This is a genomic window from Microcystis wesenbergii NRERC-220 (genome assembly GCF_032027425.1).
Taxonomy (GTDB): Bacteria; Cyanobacteriota; Cyanobacteriia; order Cyanobacteriales; family Microcystaceae; genus Microcystis; species Microcystis wesenbergii_A.
In genome coordinates this window covers 2,425,980-2,444,433 of sequence record NZ_JAVSJA010000001.1, presented here as the reverse complement: position 1 = coordinate 2,444,433, position 18,454 = coordinate 2,425,980, and the positions used below count along the sequence as shown (strand labels likewise).

Below are 18,454 nucleotides of genomic sequence, written 5' to 3'. Positions count from 1 at the left end.
CGTAGGGATAATTCCGTAGGGATAATTCATGAATTATCCCTACTCAGAAATGCTTTGTTTAATGCTTGTCGGGGAGAGAAATTTTCCGTCTTCATACCTTTATCCTCTTCCTACCCAACCCGATTTTTCAGGCTATTTTTTTCTCTCTTATCTTTGCCCAAAAACCCTATATATATGTGCGCACGGATTCCCATTATACATAAAGTTTAAAGCAAGTCTCGTCATTTGTCAAGGGTTTTCAGGAAATCTCCCCTGCTCCCTGCTCCCTTCTCCCCACGCGAGCATTTTTGGGGATTAATCCCGTTCCTCTAGCCATTTTTGCCAGAGATCTGGACGACGTTCCTTAGTGCGATCGAGTTGTTGTTGATAGCGCCAATCAGCGATATCCTGATGATTACCCGATCGCAAAACCGGCGGCACTTGCCAACCGCGAAAGACCGGCGGCCGGGTATATTGGGGATAATCCAATAAACCTGCCTCAAAACTCTCCAATTTCAACGATTCCGCCTTACCTACCGTCCCGGGTAACAACCGCGTCACCCCGTTAATAATCGCTAAAGCAGGAATTTCCCCACAAGTTAGGACAAAATCCCCTAAAGATACCTCTCTAGTCACCAAATGCTCACAAACCCGCTCATCTACTCCTTCATAATGCCCACAGATGAGAATTAACTGCTGATAACTACTGGACCAAGTTTTCAGTAAAGCTTGATTGAGAGGTTCCCCCTGGGGAGTCATCAGCAGGATCTCCCGGGGTGGTAAAATTTCTAAAGACTCGATCGCCTCAAAAATTGGCTCTGGTTTTAATAACATTCCCACACCACCACCGTAGGGTTCATCATCGACGCGACGGTGTTTATCGTGGGCAAAATCCCGGAGATTGACCAAATTTACCCTAGCGATGTCGCGTTCGAGAGCTTTTGCCAACAACCCCGACTGCAGCGGTGAAGTAAAAAAATCGGGAAAGAGAGTAATAATGTCAAACTGCACGGGGAAAATTAAGGCCTAGACTGGAATAGTGTTTAATGTATCATTTTGTCACGGCTCGATCGGTTAAAATCTTGCTAATTTGGCGCTAGTCTATCTCGATAACATGATAGACTATGCTGTACTGTCTAGGGGTTTTTCTGGCTCTAGCTTGAGTGATCGAAGTCTAGCCTAGACTTAAAGTTAACTAAAAGTCCGTCATTGCCAGTGGATCGAAGAAAATTGCTAAAATCGCCTCTACTATTGCTTGATGTCCCGAAAAATATTCCTAAACCGCATTTTTTTCCGTCAACCGTTCAGGGAAAATAACATTAAAATACTTGTCCATCTTCCCGAAAAACCTTCCATCCCTAAAAATGTCTATTCGTTCAGTGACATGATCATCGAGCTAGAAACCCAACACCACGAAAATCCTGCCCCCATATCTCTCAAAACGGCGATTTTAGTCATTGGAGGTGCCGAGGATAAAGTCCACGGTAAAGAGATACTGCACACCTTTTGGAATCGCGCCGGGGGTAGCGAAGCAGTGATCGCTATTGTTCCCTCCGCTTCTAGAGAACCGGTTTTAATCGGCGATCGCTATCAGAAGATTTTCGAGGAAATGGGGGCAAAATACGTCAAAGTTATCGATATTCGTGATCGCGTACAGGGAGAAGACCCCCAATTCCAGGCCTACATCGAAGAATGTACAGGTGTATTTATGACCGGAGGCGACCAGCTGCGTTTATGCGGGTTGCTCTCCGATACTCCCCTGATGGAAAGAATCAGACAAAGAGTGCAACGGGGAGAACTGACCCTGGCTGGAACTAGCGCCGGGGCTGCCGTTATGGGTCATCACATGATTGCTGGGGGCAGCAGCGGGGAAGCACCAAATCGGGCCCTAGTGGATATGGCCATGGGATTAGGTCTGATTCCTGAAGTCATTGTCGATCAACACTTCCACAATCGCAACCGCATGGCTCGGTTAATGAGCGCTATCTCCGGTTATCCCGAACGTTTAGGAATTGGCATCGATGAAGATACCTGCGCTATGTTTGAACGGGATGGCACGATGACGGTAATCGGCTGCGGTACAGTGACGGTAATTGATGCCAGGGCAATGTCCCACACCAACCACCATCAGGTCACCGCTAACGAACCCCTGAGTCTGCATAATCTGCGGGTACATATTCTTTCCTACGGTGATGGCTATCATCTCAAAAAACAGCAAGTGATCGCTAAATTGGGGTAAAAAAACTCCTGAAAAACTGTTCATCGTGAACAGTTTACCGATCTCGGAAACCCGGACAATAAACAACGGCTTCTTTGTGCTTCTCAACAGCGAACATCAGCTATATCGTCACTAACCCCGCCCTAAAAGGGACGGAGCTTGCCTAAACCAATTTAGGCGACGCAAGTAGAGACTACCGCACCGAGACACAATCTGGCACAGACTTCCGAATGCTTCCCTAGTTCGGATTCCCTCTCAGCTTTATTGGTAAAGCGTTGTTAGACAAGACATCTTGATTGTGTTGCGGTAAGGGACATTAACTTCACTCTTAAGGATTATCTCCATGGCAAGAGTTCCTGTTATCTCAAAAGACGGAAAACCGTTAATGCCCACCAAACCTAGTCGGGCCAGACGGTGGATTAAGGAAGGAAAAGCTATCGGTAAATTCAACGACTTAGATATTTTCTATGTCCAGCTAACCGATGAACCTTCCGATAGTAAAACCCAACCGATTGCTATTGGTATTGACCCGGGTAAATTATTCTCTGGAATTGGCGTTCAATCCTCTCTTTTTACTCTTTGGAAGGCTCACTTAGAACTTCCTTTTAAACGAGTAAAAGAGCGCATGGACAATAGACGGTTAATGCGAAGAGGACGTAGAAAAAGACGGATTAACCGCCAACTTTCTTTTAATCTAAGAGCGCATCGACAAAAACGATTCTCAAATAGAAGAACAGGAAAATTAGCTCCCTCAATCAGAGCTAATCGTCAACTTGAACTTCGAGTCGTTTCCGAACTAACCAAAATCTATCCAATTACCGATATTTACTTTGAGTACATCAAAGCCGATATTGATCTAACTTCTGGTAGAAAAGGAGCTAAGTCTGGAAAAGGTTTCTCGTCGGTTATGGTCGGACAGAAATGGGCTATTGAGCAACTATCTCAATTGGCAACAGTCCATACTCGCTTTGGTTGGCAAACCTCTAATCTTAGAAAACATTTGCGACTAGAAAAGTCCAAAAATAAAGCAGAACAATCACCAGAAAGTCATGCTAACGATGGAATTGCTCTTGCCTGTTTTCAGTTTTTAGATTATTGGCCATTTCATGCTTCTAATAGTCATGGATACGATTGGAAGGGTTCTGTTAAAGTAACAAACGCTTCCTTTGCTGTCATCAAACGTCCTCCTATTAGTCGTCGTCAACTTCACCTGATGGTTTTTTCTAAAGGTGGTAAACGACGTAAATATGGTGGCTCTACCACAAGACATGGGTTCCGTAAAGGAGATTTAGTTTCTTCTCCTAAAGGAATTGGTTATGTTAGTGGAGATACCGAAAAACAGCTATCTGTAAGCGATGCCAATTGGAAACGATTGGGACAGATAACTGTTAGCAAGATTCAGTTAATTCGTCGTTCTAACGGTTTAATTGTTTCTCACTAACTCATATAAAGCCGCCCTCCGCTATCGCTAAAGGGCGGGGTTTCAGACCCAGTTTTTCAATGAAAATTCTCAGAACCCAAACCCTGCGCGGTCCCAACTACTGGAGTATTCGTCGCGACAAGCTCATTGTTATGCGTCTGGATCTCGAAGATCTCGCAGAGAAGCCATCGAATGAAATCCCCGGCTTTTACGAGGGATTAATCGACGTTCTGCCCAGTTTAGTCGAACATTACTGCTCCCCCGGTTATCGCGGCGGTTTCTTTGAACGAGTCCGCACTGGTACTTATATGGGCCATATTATCGAACATATCGCCCTGGAATTGCAGGAATTGGCGGGAACTCCCGTCGGGTTTGGTCGCACTAGAGCCACCTCCACCCCAGGAGTCTATAACGTCGTGTTTGAATACGTTGAGGAGCAAGCGGGACGTTATGCGGGTCGGGCTGCCGTGCGGTTGTGTCAATCGATTGTCGATACGGGAACCTATCCTCAGGAAGAATTGGCCCAAGATTTAGCAGATTTACGCGATTTATGCAATAATGCCTCCCTCGGTCCGAGTACCGAAACTATCGTCAAAGAAGCACAAGCTAGAAATATCCCCTGGTTACTCCTGAGCGCTCGTGCCATGGTGCAATTGGGCTATGGCGTTCACCAAAAGCGCATTCAAGCCACTTTAAGCAGTTTTTCGGGGATTTTAGCCGTTGAGTTGGCCTGTGACAAGGAAGGCACAAAAACTATCCTCAAGGATGGTGGGATTCCAGTCCCCCGGGGTACGGTGATTCAATACTTGGATGAGTTGTCAGCGGCAATCGAGGAAGTGGGAGGGTTTCCCATCGTGATTAAACCCCTCGATGGCAACCACGGCCGGGGTATCAGCATCGACATCAAAAATCAACAGGAAGCAGAGGAAGCCTATGATCTGGCCAGTGCCGCCTCGAAAACCCGCAGCGTGATCGTAGAAAGGTATTATAAAGGCAGTGATCACCGAATTTTAGTCATAAACGGCAAAGTCGCCGCCGTGGCCGAACGGATTCCCGCTCACGTCGTCGGTGATGGGCGCTCAACTGTAGAAGAATTAATCGAAATTACTAATCAAGATCCCAACCGGGGCGAGGGTCACGCCAACGTTTTAACTAAAATAACTATTGACAAAACCGCCCTTAATGTGCTAGGAAAACAGGGCTATGAATTAACCAGCATTTTACCCCAAGGTGCGATCGCCTATCTGCGGGCTACCGCTAATTTAAGCACCGGCGGCATCGCTGTGGATCGTACCGACGAAATTCACCCCGAAAACGTCTGGATCGCCCAAAGAGTGGCAAAATTAATCGGTTTGGACATTGCCGGTATCGATGTGGTGACAGATGATATCCGCAAACCCCTGAAAGAAGTGGACGGGGTGATCGTAGAAGTCAACGCCGCCCCCGGTTTTCGGATGCACGTCGCCCCTAGTCGCGGTTTACCCCGCAATATCGCCGCCCCAGTTATCGATATGTTATTCCCCCCCGGGACTCCCAGTCGCGTGCCAATTCTGGCAATTACGGGAACTAACGGCAAAACCACCACTAGCCGCTTAATTTCTCATATTTGCCGACAAACGGGGAAAGTAGTCGGATTTACCACGACGGACGGCGTATATATCGATGATTATCTCGTAGAAAAGGGCGATAACACCGGTCCCTACAGTGCCAGTATGATTTTGAAAGATCCCACAGTGGAGATTGCCGTGTTAGAAACGGCCCGGGGTGGTATCCTGCGATCGGGTTTAGCCTTTAATCAGTGCGATGTGGGAGTGGTGTTAAATGTGGCCGCCGACCATTTGGGTATCGGCGATATCGACACCATCGAACAAATGGCGAAGGTAAAAAGCGTTGTGGCCGAGGTGGTTAGCGCCGAGGGTTACGCGGTTTTAAATGCCGATGACCCCTTGACCGCTAGTATGGCCGAAAAAGTCAAGGGAAGAGTCGCTTATTTTTCCATGAGTCCCGATAACCCGATTATTCACGACCATATCCGTCGCGGTGGCATGGCCGCCATCTATGAGAATGGCTATCTGTCGATTCTAGAGGGAGAATGGACGCTGAGAATCGAGGAAGCGGTCAATATTCCCGTGACTATGCAGGGAATGGCTCCTTTTATGATTGCTAACGCCTTGGCCGCCTGTTTAGCGACTTTTGTGCAGGGTATCGATATCGAGTTAATTCGCCAAGGGGTGCGGACTTTTAAACCTTCCGTGGCCCAAACCCCCGGCAGGATGAACCTGTTTGACTTGGGACACCATCACGCTTTAATCGATTATGCCCATAATCCCGCCGGATACGAAGCCGTCGGCGGTTTTGTCGGCAATTGGTCCGGGGAAAAAGTCGGCGTGGTCGGCGGACCTGGCGATCGACGCGATGATGATTTAATTTTATTAGGGAAATTATCGGCCCAAATGTTCGATCGGATTATTGTTAAGGAAGATAACGATACTCGCGGTCGCCGCCGGGGGGAAGTGGCCGATTTAATTCTCAGGGGAATTAGCCAAGAAAATGCCAGTTTGCGGCCGGAAGTTATTCTCGATGAAACGGAAGCTTTAGAGAAGGCTTTAAGTACGGTTTCTGAGGGTGGTTTAGTGGTAATTTTCCCCGAAAGTGTCACCCAGGCGATCGATTTGATCGAGAAACATCGACCCCTGACCGATAACCAGGGTTAGAAGTTGGGAAAAATAGCTAGAAAATAAAGTAGTGCCAATTGTTACTGAGTACGATGGTTTAATCAAAATCAGCCGAAATCCCTATTATGAGACTCGGCTTGGTTCCGCTTATTTGGGTAATAGCCTGACACTGATGGGGGAGTTGCCGGATGAGAGTGTCGATTTGATTTGTACTTCCCCACCTTTTGCCTTAGTAAGAAAAAAAGAGTATGGCAATGTGGACGCTGATGATTACGTTGAATGGTTTAAAATATTTGCTGGTGAATTTTATCGTATTCTCAAGCCCAAAGGCTCCCTAGTTATAGATATTGGTGGTAGTTGGCTTAAAGGTTTTCCCGTGCGTTCTCTGTATCATTTCGAGTTAGTTATAGAACTTTGTAAACCGAGATTAGAAGGTGGACTAGGTTTTTTTCTCGCCCAAGAACTTTTTTGGTATAATCCAGCCAAACTTCCTACCCCCGCAGAATGGGTGACAGTCAGGAGGGAACGCGTCAAGGATGCTGTCAATACCGTTTGGTGGTTATCGAAGGAGCCGCACCCGAAAGCAAATAACAAGAGAGTTTTACGCCCTTATAGCGAGGCAATGAAAAACCTGATTAAAAATGGCTATGAGGCAAAACTGCGCCCGTCAGGACATGATATTTCCACTAAATTTCAGAATGACCGAGGAGGAGCTATTCCCCCAAATATTATTACTGATTCTATTCAGGAAAGAGGCGCGTCTATAGGTAGTCCAGTACTGGGAGAGTTCAACTGGATTTTAGAGAATGATTTAGGGCAGCCAGTAAATGTTATATCCGCTTCTAACACGGCATCTAATGATTACTATCAAAGAAGATGTAAGGAAGAAGGGGTGAAACCCCATCCTGCTAGATTTCCGCAAGCTTTACCCGAATTTGTTATTAGTCTCTGTACTGAGCCTGGTGATTTAGTTCTCGATCCTTTTGCCGGTTCAAACATGACAGGACGAGTAGCTGAAACCCTTGAGCGTCGTTGGTTAGCGTTTGAATTAAATGAAGATTATATGATAGCTTCGCAGTTTCGATTTGAACAAGATGCTCCTTTGGTCGTAGCTCCTATAAAGGATAGAAAAACTCTTAAAGCACGAGCCTTAGAACTGGCTAAGGATTATCCTGACAAAAGCTTGACAATGGATACTCAAAAACCTTTTGTTCAGTTAGATTTGTTTCCTGCCAGCGATAATAGTATGACAGACAAAAAAATCATCAGATTTACCTACGGCGACCAGTTTTCTCCTAAGCAATTTCAAGCATCTGAATTAGTACAACTTTGTTCTGATTGTCTTCCCGATCGTCGAGTGCTTCAGGATGAGATTGCTAAACGTTATTATGCTGACCATTCCAGCCAAAACGATCTACAGAAAGGAGAGAATCGTGGCAAACTTGCCATGAATACATTTCTTTCCCTTCGTGCTTATAAGTTGGTTGAATCAATTGATGGTGATGATTGGCAGTATCGACTCACGGATATCGCTAATGAAATATTAGACAATCAACAAGATAGTGAGACAGTTTTCACAATTTTTGCTCGCCATATTCTTGTTAACCTAACTGGAATGTCCCTAATAAAAGCCATAGAAGCGATTAATAGTAGGGGAGATAAACCCCAGCTAGAAATCATCGCTTACGAACTTCAAGAAATGGGGTATTCACTCTCGACCAATTGTACTTATGTTAGTACCATGAGACAATGGTTACAAGAAGCTAAAGTCCTGGAGAAAAGTTATGAGATTAACTGGGATCGAGTCTATGATCTATTGGAACTCGATCAAGACTATATTGACGAGCTTTATACTCTTAGTTCCGAACAAAAATATTTTTTACTGGCTATGCTTCAGATGGCGATTACTGAGCTAACCGAGTGGAATAAAATTACCAGATACGCCACCAGTGTTTATAAAATACGATTCCCCTCGAAATCTTTTGTTCAGGATATTATTCAACCTTTAGTAAAAGTCGGCTTAATTGCAACTGAGAAAACGACCAGCGGACGAGGAGCGAAACCTAATCTTGTCAAGCTTACCGAGAAATCACAGCTAGAACTGTTATCTAGATTATTACAATCTATATCCGATATTACAGAAATCTCCCAAACCGAGCTAAATCGAAGTTTTGAAGATGTTGTTAATGACCTAGATAATCCCGATAAACATATTAAAGGTAAAGCTCTTGAACTGCTGGCGATTTGGATGATTCGTCTAACCAGTCTTAGATTCACAAAATGGCGGAAAAGAGACTATGAAACTGGACAGGGTGAAGTAGATGTTCTGGCAGCATCAGACCGCTTTGTTTATCATCGTTGGCAAATTCAGTGTAAAAATACAAAGCGAGTAGATGTAGAAGTATTAGCCAAAGAAGTTGGTATGACCTTCGTAACAGGGTCTGACGTAGTTATGATTGTGACTACTGGTGAATTTACTAGAGACGCTTTTCAGTATGCTTATCGAATGATGGAAGTATCGAGATACTATATGGTGTTGATACAAAAAGAAGACATTGATGCAATTAAACAAGATAGAACCAATATTATCAAAATTCTTGATCGTCGTGCAAGGCGCGTGTTCGCCAAGAAAGAGTTGGGCTTAACTGATAATACAATTGACGAGATAGAAAGTGAAGATAATTCACTGGCAGAGTTATTGGAATTCTCCGGGGAGGAATAAAATTTCAGAAAATATCAAGGAGATTGCGTTAGGCAATCCCTTGTTTTTAGAGAAACAATCAAGATGTTAATATTGCCGTAACGCATCAAAAACTTTTCTTTTCTAGAATTGCTAATCGTAACCGGCGATCAAGGGAAAATAAACTGGTAGAATCTGAATAGAAGTGGTTACTTTGGCGATCGCTAATACCGCGTCGAAATTTTCCTCGTGGGTAATCAAGCGATCAAAAGTAGATGAATTCGTGGGGAGATTCTTGGATGTTAGCCGCCGATACTCAAGCAATTCTTTTGCTTTGTGCCAATTTTGGACAAAATCGCCCTACAGAACCCTCGCCCTTCACCTTGAGCGAGTATAATAGTATTGCTAGTTGGCTACGGCAACAGCAATTAACTCCCGCAGACCTGCTTGATCGCAGTTTACAGGAAAAATTACCAGATATCACGATCGCGCGCACTGGATTCTGGGCGTCTTTTTTCCCTACTCAATCGGGTTTTTTGCTAGGATTAACCCTAGAAAAATGGCTCAACGAAGGACTATGGATTATCGGACGGGGAGAGGATATTTATCCCCAAAGTCTCAAACAGAAACTTAAACATCTTGCCCCCCCATTATCTGTGGCATTGGCGATCGCTATTTCCTTTCTTTGGCAGGATTAGCGATAATTGGTTTTAGAGATAGCGATCATCGATGCTTGCGATCGCGTCTAGAGCCAGATTCAGTTTCAGCACGTTAACCCCCGGTTCGCCGAAGATGCCGAGAAAGCGAGCGTCGGTGTTTTTGGTAACGAGGATCTCCACTTGATTGGGCGGTAATCCGCGCGAGCGCGCCACCCGATCGATCTGCGCTCTAGCTGCCTCCGGGGTGATATGGGGATCGAGACCGGAACCGGAGGTGTACACCAGATCTGCGGTGGGTTTAATTGCCGCTTTCTCTAATCGGGGAATCTCCCCCTCGAGTGCTTTTTGCGGATCGGGATCGGGTTTTCCTTTAATCCGTTCGATCAATGCGGGGTTACTAGGAGCTAGGTTACTCGCCCCCGAAATCCCGGTTTGCAGGATCTTGTTAGGATCGTTTTTCGGATCGGCCGTACTGTAGGCGGTGGTACTCAGGCGACTATTGAAATAGCGATCGCTGGTGAAAGGTTGCCCAATTAGAGCCGAACCCACCACTTGACCTTGATTATTGGTGATCAAACTCCCGTTCGCTTGCCAGGGAAAAAGAATTTGACCGACGGCGATCATCGCAAAAGGATAGATCAGCGCAGTGATCACCCAGAGAACTAGGGTAGAACGGATGGCTCTACCGGCCTCGCGTGCAAAACTCATAATTAGACCTCTTATAAAAATCAAAAATTGTCGTGGTTAGTGAGGAGTCAGGAGACAGGAGACGGGAGACGGGAGAATTAAGAATAAACAACAATCAATTTTTTGAACTCTCAAAAATTAATTATGCCAGAAGTCTATTAAAACCTCTCCGGTACAAAGATGACCAAGAACAGATAGATAAATAACGCAAAGGCGACTAATCCTAAAAGGGTTAATGCGGAGGCTTGCCCCCTATTTATAGCACTTCCCGTAGAAGCTTGAACGATGGAGGAGAAAAGAATTGTCAGACATAAATTTAAGAAAATATACCAGAAAAATCGGTGTTTTCTAAGGGATGCTTTCATAAGAATTAGAGTTTTTTTGAGATTTGTTTTTGCCAGTAAATCAAGAAAATAGCTGTAGTTGTCAAAAATTATCAGACACCCCCTTATCAAGGGGGGATTAAGGGGGGATCAAAGACAAAATCTATTTTCAATTTAATTATAACCACTTACTTAGCTGTAGTTGTCGATAGGTTATCTTGTTTCCCTTTTTCAATTCATAGTTAAGAATACATTGGCCTACATATCTAGCCAAATTAATAGGAACAGCATTGCCAATCATTTGTTCTAGATTAGATTTTGTTCCAGCAAAAATAAAGTCTTTAGGAAAAGTTTGAATATAGCTTCGCTCGATTGTTGTTAGCGGTCTTAATTTTTCCTTAAGATGACAAGCATCACCGGGATGTTGTCGATAGGTTTTGGGAACTGGTCGATTTACTCCTCGAATAGTAGGGCTAGGTTCATAAATACTGAATATCGCCCTTCTTTGATAGCTTCTAGGATGTCTATAATAGTATTCTATATCTAATTCTTTGCCCATATAGTCAAATACAGTCAGAGGTTGACTTGATAGATTTTCATTGATCTCATCGATTAAAAAATCATCTTCTTCGTTCATTTTACCGATCAGAAAATATCTTTTTCTAGTTTGAGGAACTCCGCAGTAACAAGAATTAATAACTTTTCCAGTTAAACCATAACCATGGCTTTTAAAAATTTGTTTTGCTTGAGTGAGTATTTTACTTTTCTCAATTCTATCCACATTTTCCATAACAAACCATTGGGGACTTACTCTAGTTACAATTTCAGCGAATGTGAGCGTTAGATTCGCTCGTCCTAAACCCTCGTCTCTCTTACCCGCACTGGAAAAGTCTTGACAAGGAGGGCTGCCGACAATAATCTCAGGATTATATTGAGCCAATATTTCTTGATTAGATTCTCTAGATAAATCGACATTAAATATCGGATGACTAAAGTTATTTCTATAGACATCTATAGCAGGTATCCAATTATCAAATGCGGCCACAATAGTAAACCCCGCTTTCTGGAAACCTAAAGATAAACCACCACAACCAGCGAATAAATCGATTGTGATCATTTTGCTCCCTCCTCTAAATTAAACAAATCGGGTGAATTATAAATAATAGCATCAAATCGCCTTTCAGGACTCAATAAATTTTGTCCACCTCCTAAAATAATTTCTCTGATTTCTGACTTGTTAATTCTGGGTCGATGCAAAATTTCTGAACGCATATACCGGTTGGTAATTTTGCCGCTTAATGCAAACGCTTTATCGTTTTTTGTATTGTAAGAAAGTTGATCGATTATTTTTCTATGATTGATGCGCTCCTGTTTGCTGAAATCGTCAAGCATTTTGAACAGCCATATCGCAGAACGTATTTGTCTGGAAATAGTTTTTTCTATTCTCGCTTCAAATTTAGTCAGATCTACGAATAGCCGAGTGAAAGCTAGATCGCTCCAAACGAACACATCTAAACATTGCTCTGCCAATTTTGAAGATTTGCCTTCCGTTTTCCAGATAGGCTGTATTAAAAATGGTTGTTGATAGGGCAATAAATCAAGCGATAGTCGGTCAATAACGCCAACTATTGATAGTAAATAAGGCATTACCTCTCTCGGTTCTGTCCAGTCTTGAATAGAATCGAAATCACTACCGATAATCTCCTGTAATTTTTGTGTATTTTGCCTAATGTGATTAATTATACTACAGGCGAGATACACAATGGTATCTGGTCTAACCACTATTTCACATCCATAACGAATATCTTCTAAGTCACAAGTTGTATTGTCTGGTAAAGCGGTTAATTTAATTTCCAGACCTCGAAGACAATTACCGTTATCGATTCTCTGGGTTACTAGATCGACTCTAGGCAAACTACCGATTACAAATTGATTATACGGCGTAAATTGACTCTCGAAAGCATAAAATAAATTATCGGAATCGGGAGCTAGACCGTATAACTCTTGTGTACTTAACTCCGCCGGTTGAATTTTTAAATTTTCATCGAGTTTCAGATATACATTTTTCAGTCCTTTCCCATCTAAGTAAGCGCACAAAGAAGCTGGAAATGAGGAATTAAATTGATTTTTACCCCATGTTTCTTTTTGGGTAAAATCCCGATTCGAGTGCTTCAATCCGAATAAACTAGGCTTAAATATTGCCGATTTTCCCATTACCTCAACCCGATCGCTGAAATTATCTCATCAATAATCTTAATAGCAATAAACGGAGCAATCACGCCCCCCACGCCGTAGATGAGGATATTGCGCCGCAATAGTTGGTCAGCAGTGAGCGGGCGAAATTGAACGCCTTTAAGTGCTAGGGGAATCAAAACGGGGATAATTAGGGCATTGTAGATCAGGGCCGAGACGATCGCCGATTGAGCGCTTTTCAAACCCATGATATTTAAAGGACCGATCCCGGCAGCGGCGAAAATCGTCGGGATAATGGCGAAATACTTAGCGATATCGTTAGCTACCGAAAACGTGGTCAGGGCGCCGCGGGTAATGAGTAACTGTTTGCCGATGGTCACTAAATCGATCAGCTTGGTCGGGTCGGAATCGAGATCCACCATATTGGCCGCCTCCTTCGCCGCTTGGGTTCCGGAGTTCATCGCCACACCGACATTAGCCTGGGCCAGTGCCGGTGCGTCGTTAGTGCCGTCCCCCGTCATGGCAACTAACTTGCCCTGGGATTGCTCGCGACGGATCACCTCGATCTTATCTTCCGGGGTGGCCTCGGCGATAAAATCATCCACCCCCGCCTCCGCCGCAATCACCGAGGCCGTGATCTGGTTGTCGCCGGTGAGCATGATCGTTCTGACACCCATGCGCCGTAATTGGTCAAAACGCTCTTTTAATCCCGGCTTGACGATGTCTTTGAGATAAATAACCCCGTAGATATCGTTACCCCGACAGACGGCCAGGGGAGTCCCCCCCAAACGGGAAACCCTTTCCCGTGCCTGATCGAGGCTGGCGGGAACAGAACCACCGCGGGAACGGACGAAACCTTTAATCGCTTCTACGGCCCCCTTGCGGTATTCCTCGCCGTCCCTATCGGTGCCGCTCATGCGGGTACGAGCCGAGAATGGGACTCCCTCGCCGGGTTGACCATCGATATCGAGGTTTGCGCCCAAATTCCGGGCTAAAGCAACGATCGAGCGTCCTTCCGGGGTTTCGTCGAAAAGGCTGGCCGCTAGACAGACGCGGGCTAATTCCTCGAGGTTATGACCGTTGGCCGGGATAAATTCGTCAGCCAGCCGGTTGCCGAGGGTGATCGTTCCCGTTTTGTCGAGAAGGAGGGTATTTACGTCGCCGCAGGCTTCCACCGCACGCCCGGAGGTAGCGATGACGTTAAACTGAGCCACGCGATCCATGCCGGCGATGCCGATGGCGCTCAATAAACCGCCGATCGTCGTGGGAATGAGGGCGACGAGAAGGGAGATCAAGATGGCGATACTGGAACCGGCCCGAAAGGTATCCGCAACCGCCGGCCCGAGGCTCGTGTCTAGAAAACTGGCGATATAGTTCCCGATCGACGGAATCGTGGCCACGACAATTAAAAAGACTTGGGTTAACACGGCCAGAAGTACCGTCAGCGCGATCTCGTTGGGGGTTTTCGTGCGCTCGGCCCCTTCCACAAGGGAGATCATGCGATCGATAAAACCCTGACCAGGATCTTGAGCGATCCGCACCGTCAACTCGTCCGAGAGAAGCCTAGTGCCGCCGGTGACGGAACTGGCGATGTCGGTGCCGGGTTGTTTGAGGACCGGGGCCGATTCTCCGGTGATCGCCGATTCATCCACCGAACCGATTCCCTCGATCACTTCCCCGTCGGCGGGAATCACGTCCCCGGCCACCAGTTTCACCCGATCGCCCCGACCCAAGGACGTGGAACTGACCGACTCGATCGAGCCGTCGGCCAGGATTTTCCGGGCCATCGTGTCGCTGCGGGTCGATCGCAGGGCATCGGCCTGGGCTTTTCCCCGTCCCTCGGCGATTGCCTCGGCGAAGTTGGCGAACAGCACCGTGAAGAAGAGGATCAGGGTGATGATGCCGTTAAGTAGCCGTTGTTGTCCCCTCTCCCCGGCGATCGTGCCGAATAGATGCGGGTCGATCGTCACCAGGGCCGTGACGATTGTTCCCAACCAGACCACGAATAGGACAGGGTTACGCACGGCGATGCGCGGGTCGAGTTTAAGGAAGGACTGCCGGATCGCACGTTGATAGAGACCTGTCCGGTTTACCTTGGGGGTATGGCGGCGGTCGTCCCGGCGACCTCTCGGCACTCGCAACGGGCGGGGGGACTTAGAATTTCCTTTGTTCGTTCTCATAAATTATCTAAACTCCTAGCCGATCATCCGGGGGATTTGAAAGGCTTCCGCGATCGGCCCGAGGGCTAATATCGGCAAGAAAGTGAGCGCACCGAGAATTAAAATCACCCCCGCCGTCACGCCGGTAAAGAGTCCGGTATCGGTGCGGAGGGTTCCGGTGGTGGCGGGAACCGGTTGTTTGCGGGACATCCCATCGGCTAAGAAGAGCAGGGCAGCGATCGGGATATACCGTCCGGCGAGTAAACTGAAGCAGGCGCTTAGATTCCACCAGAGAGCGGTCATCGTCGGTTTCGCCCCAGATGCGATCGCAAGCGGTGCGGGTTGGGAGTCCCCCAGTCCCTCGAATCCCGACCCGTTATTGGCGGCGGCGGAAGCGTACTCGTAGATAACTTGAGATAATCCGTGAAAGCCGGGGTTACTGATGCCCCGAAAGTCGGGAAAGGCAAGGGCGATCGCTCCGGGGATGAGGATGGCGATCGGGTGAACCAGCAGAATTAAAAAACTCGCTAACACCACTTCCCGCTTCTCGATTTTGCGCCCGAACAATTCGGGGGTTCTTCCCACCATTAGCCCGGTGACGAATACCGCCAGGATCAGATAGGCGAACAGGTAGGCGGTGCCGGTTCCCTGGCCGCCGAAGACGATTTGCAGGAACAGATTCGAGAGGGTGGCGAAGCCGCCGTTCGGCATCAAGGAATCGTGCATGGCGATCACCGCACCGCACATGGTGGCCGTGGTAGTTACCGCGTACAGGGCCGATTGCGCCCAACCGAAGCGTACTTCTTTCCCCTCGAAGTTAACCGCTCGATCGACCCCTAGTAGGGAGTTAACCGCCTGGTTGCCGTTATATTCTCCGATCGCTGTGATGATCGTAAAGCCGATGAAGATACCGAGGGGAATTAGATAGATTAACCGAGCTTGCTTGAGATTATCGGCGAAAACCCCGTAGGTATAGATCAGGGAGGTGGGAATCGAGAGAATCGCCACCAACTGCACCAGATTGACGAATCCGTTCGGGTTTTCCAAGGGGTGGGCCGAGTTGCTGGCAAAAAAGCCGCCGCCGTTTTCTCCCAATTCCTTAATAATCTCGAAGTGGGCTACTGGACCGCGGGCGATCGCCTGACTGAGGTTGGGGTTTTCTAGCGTCGGCAAGATCGCTGGGCCTGCGAGGGTTTCCGGGACTCCGGCGATGATCAGGGCAATTGCCCCCACGATCGAGATCGGTAAGAGGATACGGGTGATCGCTCGGATCAGATCCACGTAGAAATTGCCCAACGGTCGCCCCGTCAGTCCCCGAATCAAGGCGATCCCCACCGCTAGACCGGTTCCGGCCGAAGTGAACATCTGGTAGCCAAGACCCCAGATCTGACTCGCGTAGCTGAGGGTGGTTTCTCCTGAATAATGCTGTTGGTCGCTGTTGGTGATAAAGGAAATCGTCGTATGTAGCGTGGTGTCCCAAGAAGGGGCGGGGAGCCCCGTCGGGTTGAGGGGAAGGACTCCTTGGCCCGCAATCAGGGAAAAAACCAGAATTGCTATTACCGCGTTACTGTAGAGAACGGCGCGGAGGTACTGCCAGCCGGTCATATTCTCTTTCCCTTTCACCCCGACGAAGCTGTAAAGAAGACTCTCGACTCGATCGCACAGTGGATCGAGTGGGGTTCTCTGTTCCATGAAAACCCTCGCCATATAGCGCCCGAAAAAGGGAGTGATTGCCACGATTATCAGGATCGTGAGTGCGATTTGAATCCATCCTTGCAACATGGTTCGATCAACTCCAAAAAAAGGCAAGTGGCGGCTCGATCGACGGATTCGACAAGCTCACCGTCCACGAGCGACCTGGAAAATGACGGGTTCGCTGTCTCGAACCAGCTTGAGAAAACCGAGTTTGTCTCATCGTTAGCGATCGTTAACAAATGGATGTCGAGGGATTACTATCACCTCTGCTGGAATGATTGTAGCGATTTTTCGCGCCTTGACAATCTATATTTTTTCCGTTCGTTATCCTGTCAGCTTTTACGCACTTATGCAGAAATACTGATAATCAGCAATTATCAGTGAGTCTTAGGATTTTAGGTCACCAGTGGCTGAACAAACAGGAATAATTATGCAAACGCCATCGCAATTTATGCCTTTATTTAGAAAACGGGTTTCTTTAAGAAACCCGTTTTCTGGACTTGTGGCGATCGCATCTTCGCCATGACAAGGAGTAAGATTGCTTCGGAGGGTTTTTAGTTGAAACAGAAAGGTTAACGCCGAAAGCGTCCCCCTCTTTTCGTAGTTCCCCTCTCCTCGTATTTTAGGGGGGTAAGGTCATAACAATCCGTTGCCAAAACAGACTTTTCAGAATATAATATAGAAGAGTAGTCATTCATCGCTCAGATTAGTTAAGATGATATTACATGACTAATAATGTTGACCATGATCGCTTATTTAAGGAGTTAATATCCACCTTTTTTGTCGAATTTATTGAGTTGTTTTTTCCTGAAGTAATGAATTATTTAGACCCAGACTCAATTACTTTTTTAGACAAAGAAGTATTTACCGATGTCACGGAAGGAGAAAAGCATGAAAGCGACTTAGTAGCACAAGTTAGGTTTCGCGGAAAAGAATCTTTCTTTCTGATTCATGTCGAGGCGCAGGAAAGTTCTCGAAAATGGTTTAATCGGCGAATGTTTACTTATTTTGCTCGCTTTCATGAGAAATTTGTCTTACCGATTTATCCCATTGTAATTTTTTCTTACTCCAGCCAAAAAAAGAAGCAATTAGTCAGTATGTGGTCGATTTTACTGATTTTAAGGTGTTAGAATTTAACTATCAAGTAGTGCAGTTAAATCGATTAAATTGGCGAGATTTTCTCAATCAGCCGAATCCGGTTGCTTCGGCTTTGATGGCGAAGATGAACATTGCAGACAAAGAGCGAGCAAAAGTTAAGGCGGAATGTCTGCGCTTGTTAATTACTTTAAAGTTAAATCCTGCGAAAATGCAATTAATTTCTGGATTTATTGATACTTATCTCAATCTAAATCCGGTCGAAGAGATACAATTTCAAGAAGAGATTAGCACATTTAGTCAACCCGTACAGGAGGGAGTTATGCAAATTACCACCAGTTGGATGCGTCAAGGTATCGAACAAGGTATCGAACGCGAAAAGACATTGATTCTTCGTCAAATTAAACGCAAGTTAGGGGAGATTAATCCTTCATTGGAAACTAAAATTATGCAGTTAAGTATTGATGATGTCGAAGTATTAGGAGAAGCTTTATTCGACTTCTCTACGGTTGAAGATTTAATCAATTGGTTAAATACTTTAACAGATTAGCTCTTCGGTTAGCGATCGCCTCCCTCGCAGCGGTTGGGATTACCCGATTTTTGCCTAAATTCAACTAACAACTAACCCGCTCCACTTTTGTCCACTTTTATTGATTTAATGTCCACTTTTA

The 18,454-nt window shown here is 46.1% G+C and carries 12 protein-coding genes and 1 pseudogene; 6 read left to right on the top strand and 7 right to left on the bottom strand.

All coding sequences use genetic code 11. The features are described from left to right. Positions 1 to 294: 294 nt before the first annotated feature. Positions 295 to 990 (bottom strand): tRNA (guanosine(37)-N1)-methyltransferase TrmD, encoded by a 696-nt coding sequence (gene trmD / locus RAM70_RS12060; protein ID WP_045358266.1) that lies wholly within the window; start codon positions 988 to 990, stop codon positions 295 to 297. 373 nt (positions 991 to 1,363) lie between these two features. Here trmD and RAM70_RS12055 point away from each other — a divergent pair, with 373 nt between their 5' ends. From RAM70_RS12055 to RAM70_RS12035, 5 genes are all read left to right on the top strand, one after another. Further along, positions 1,364 to 2,218 carry a cyanophycinase gene (locus RAM70_RS12055; protein WP_045358267.1) on the top strand — a complete coding sequence of 285 codons (855 nt, stop codon included), beginning with the start codon at positions 1,364 to 1,366 and terminating at the stop codon, positions 2,216 to 2,218. A gap of 322 nt (positions 2,219 to 2,540) precedes the next feature. Beyond that, positions 2,541 to 3,638: an RRXRR domain-containing protein gene (locus RAM70_RS12050; RefSeq protein WP_312673894.1), complete on the top strand. Its 1,098-nt coding sequence runs from the start codon at positions 2,541 to 2,543 to the stop codon at positions 3,636 to 3,638. Between the two features lie 59 nt (positions 3,639 to 3,697). Continuing rightward, positions 3,698 to 6,331, top strand: a complete 2,634-nt coding sequence (gene cphA / locus RAM70_RS12045; RefSeq protein ID WP_045358270.1) for a cyanophycin synthetase — start codon at positions 3,698 to 3,700, stop codon at positions 6,329 to 6,331. A gap of 31 nt (positions 6,332 to 6,362) precedes the next feature. Beyond that, positions 6,363 to 9,014: a DNA methyltransferase gene (locus RAM70_RS12040; RefSeq protein WP_045358271.1), complete on the top strand. Its 2,652-nt coding sequence runs from the start codon at positions 6,363 to 6,365 to the stop codon at positions 9,012 to 9,014. A 233-nt stretch (positions 9,015 to 9,247) separates the two neighbouring features. Further along, complete coding sequence (locus tag RAM70_RS12035; RefSeq protein ID WP_312673891.1) at positions 9,248 to 9,670, top strand: hypothetical protein; 423 nt, start codon at positions 9,248 to 9,250, stop codon at positions 9,668 to 9,670. Positions 9,671 to 9,682: 12 nt separating this feature from the next. On the opposite strand, the gene kdpC is transcribed toward RAM70_RS12035, so the two are convergent. The 6 genes from kdpC to kdpA form a co-directional block, all read right to left on the bottom strand. Continuing rightward, a complete protein-coding gene (gene kdpC, locus RAM70_RS12030; RefSeq protein ID WP_045358272.1) occupies positions 9,683 to 10,339 on the bottom strand; it encodes a K(+)-transporting ATPase subunit C in 657 nt (218 codons plus the stop codon). A gap of 137 nt (positions 10,340 to 10,476) precedes the next feature. After that, complete coding sequence (locus tag RAM70_RS12025; protein WP_072024794.1) at positions 10,477 to 10,683, bottom strand: potassium-transporting ATPase subunit F; 207 nt, start codon at positions 10,681 to 10,683, stop codon at positions 10,477 to 10,479. 136 nt (positions 10,684 to 10,819) lie between these two features. Next, positions 10,820 to 11,758, bottom strand: coding sequence for a DNA cytosine methyltransferase (locus tag RAM70_RS12020; protein ID WP_045358275.1), 939 nt, complete (start codon positions 11,756 to 11,758; stop codon positions 10,820 to 10,822). Further along, a complete protein-coding gene (locus RAM70_RS12015; RefSeq protein ID WP_312673886.1) occupies positions 11,755 to 12,855 on the bottom strand; it encodes a HindVP family restriction endonuclease in 1,101 nt (366 codons plus the stop codon). Before RAM70_RS12015 ends, RAM70_RS12020 begins: the two co-directional genes overlap by 4 nt. Further along, complete coding sequence (kdpB, locus tag RAM70_RS12010) at positions 12,855 to 15,014, bottom strand: potassium-transporting ATPase subunit KdpB (protein WP_312673884.1); 2,160 nt, start codon at positions 15,012 to 15,014, stop codon at positions 12,855 to 12,857. The genes RAM70_RS12015 and kdpB overlap by 1 nt, the downstream gene beginning before the upstream one ends. 15 nt (positions 15,015 to 15,029) lie before the next feature. Continuing rightward, positions 15,030 to 16,775, bottom strand: coding sequence for a potassium-transporting ATPase subunit KdpA (gene kdpA, locus RAM70_RS12005; RefSeq protein ID WP_045358279.1), 1,746 nt, complete (start codon positions 16,773 to 16,775; stop codon positions 15,030 to 15,032). 638 nt (positions 16,776 to 17,413) lie between these two features. Between kdpA and RAM70_RS12000 the strand changes: the two are divergent. Next, positions 17,414 to 18,333, top strand: a pseudogene (locus RAM70_RS12000) (Rpn family recombination-promoting nuclease/putative transposase). Positions 18,334 to 18,454 lie beyond the last annotated feature (121 nt).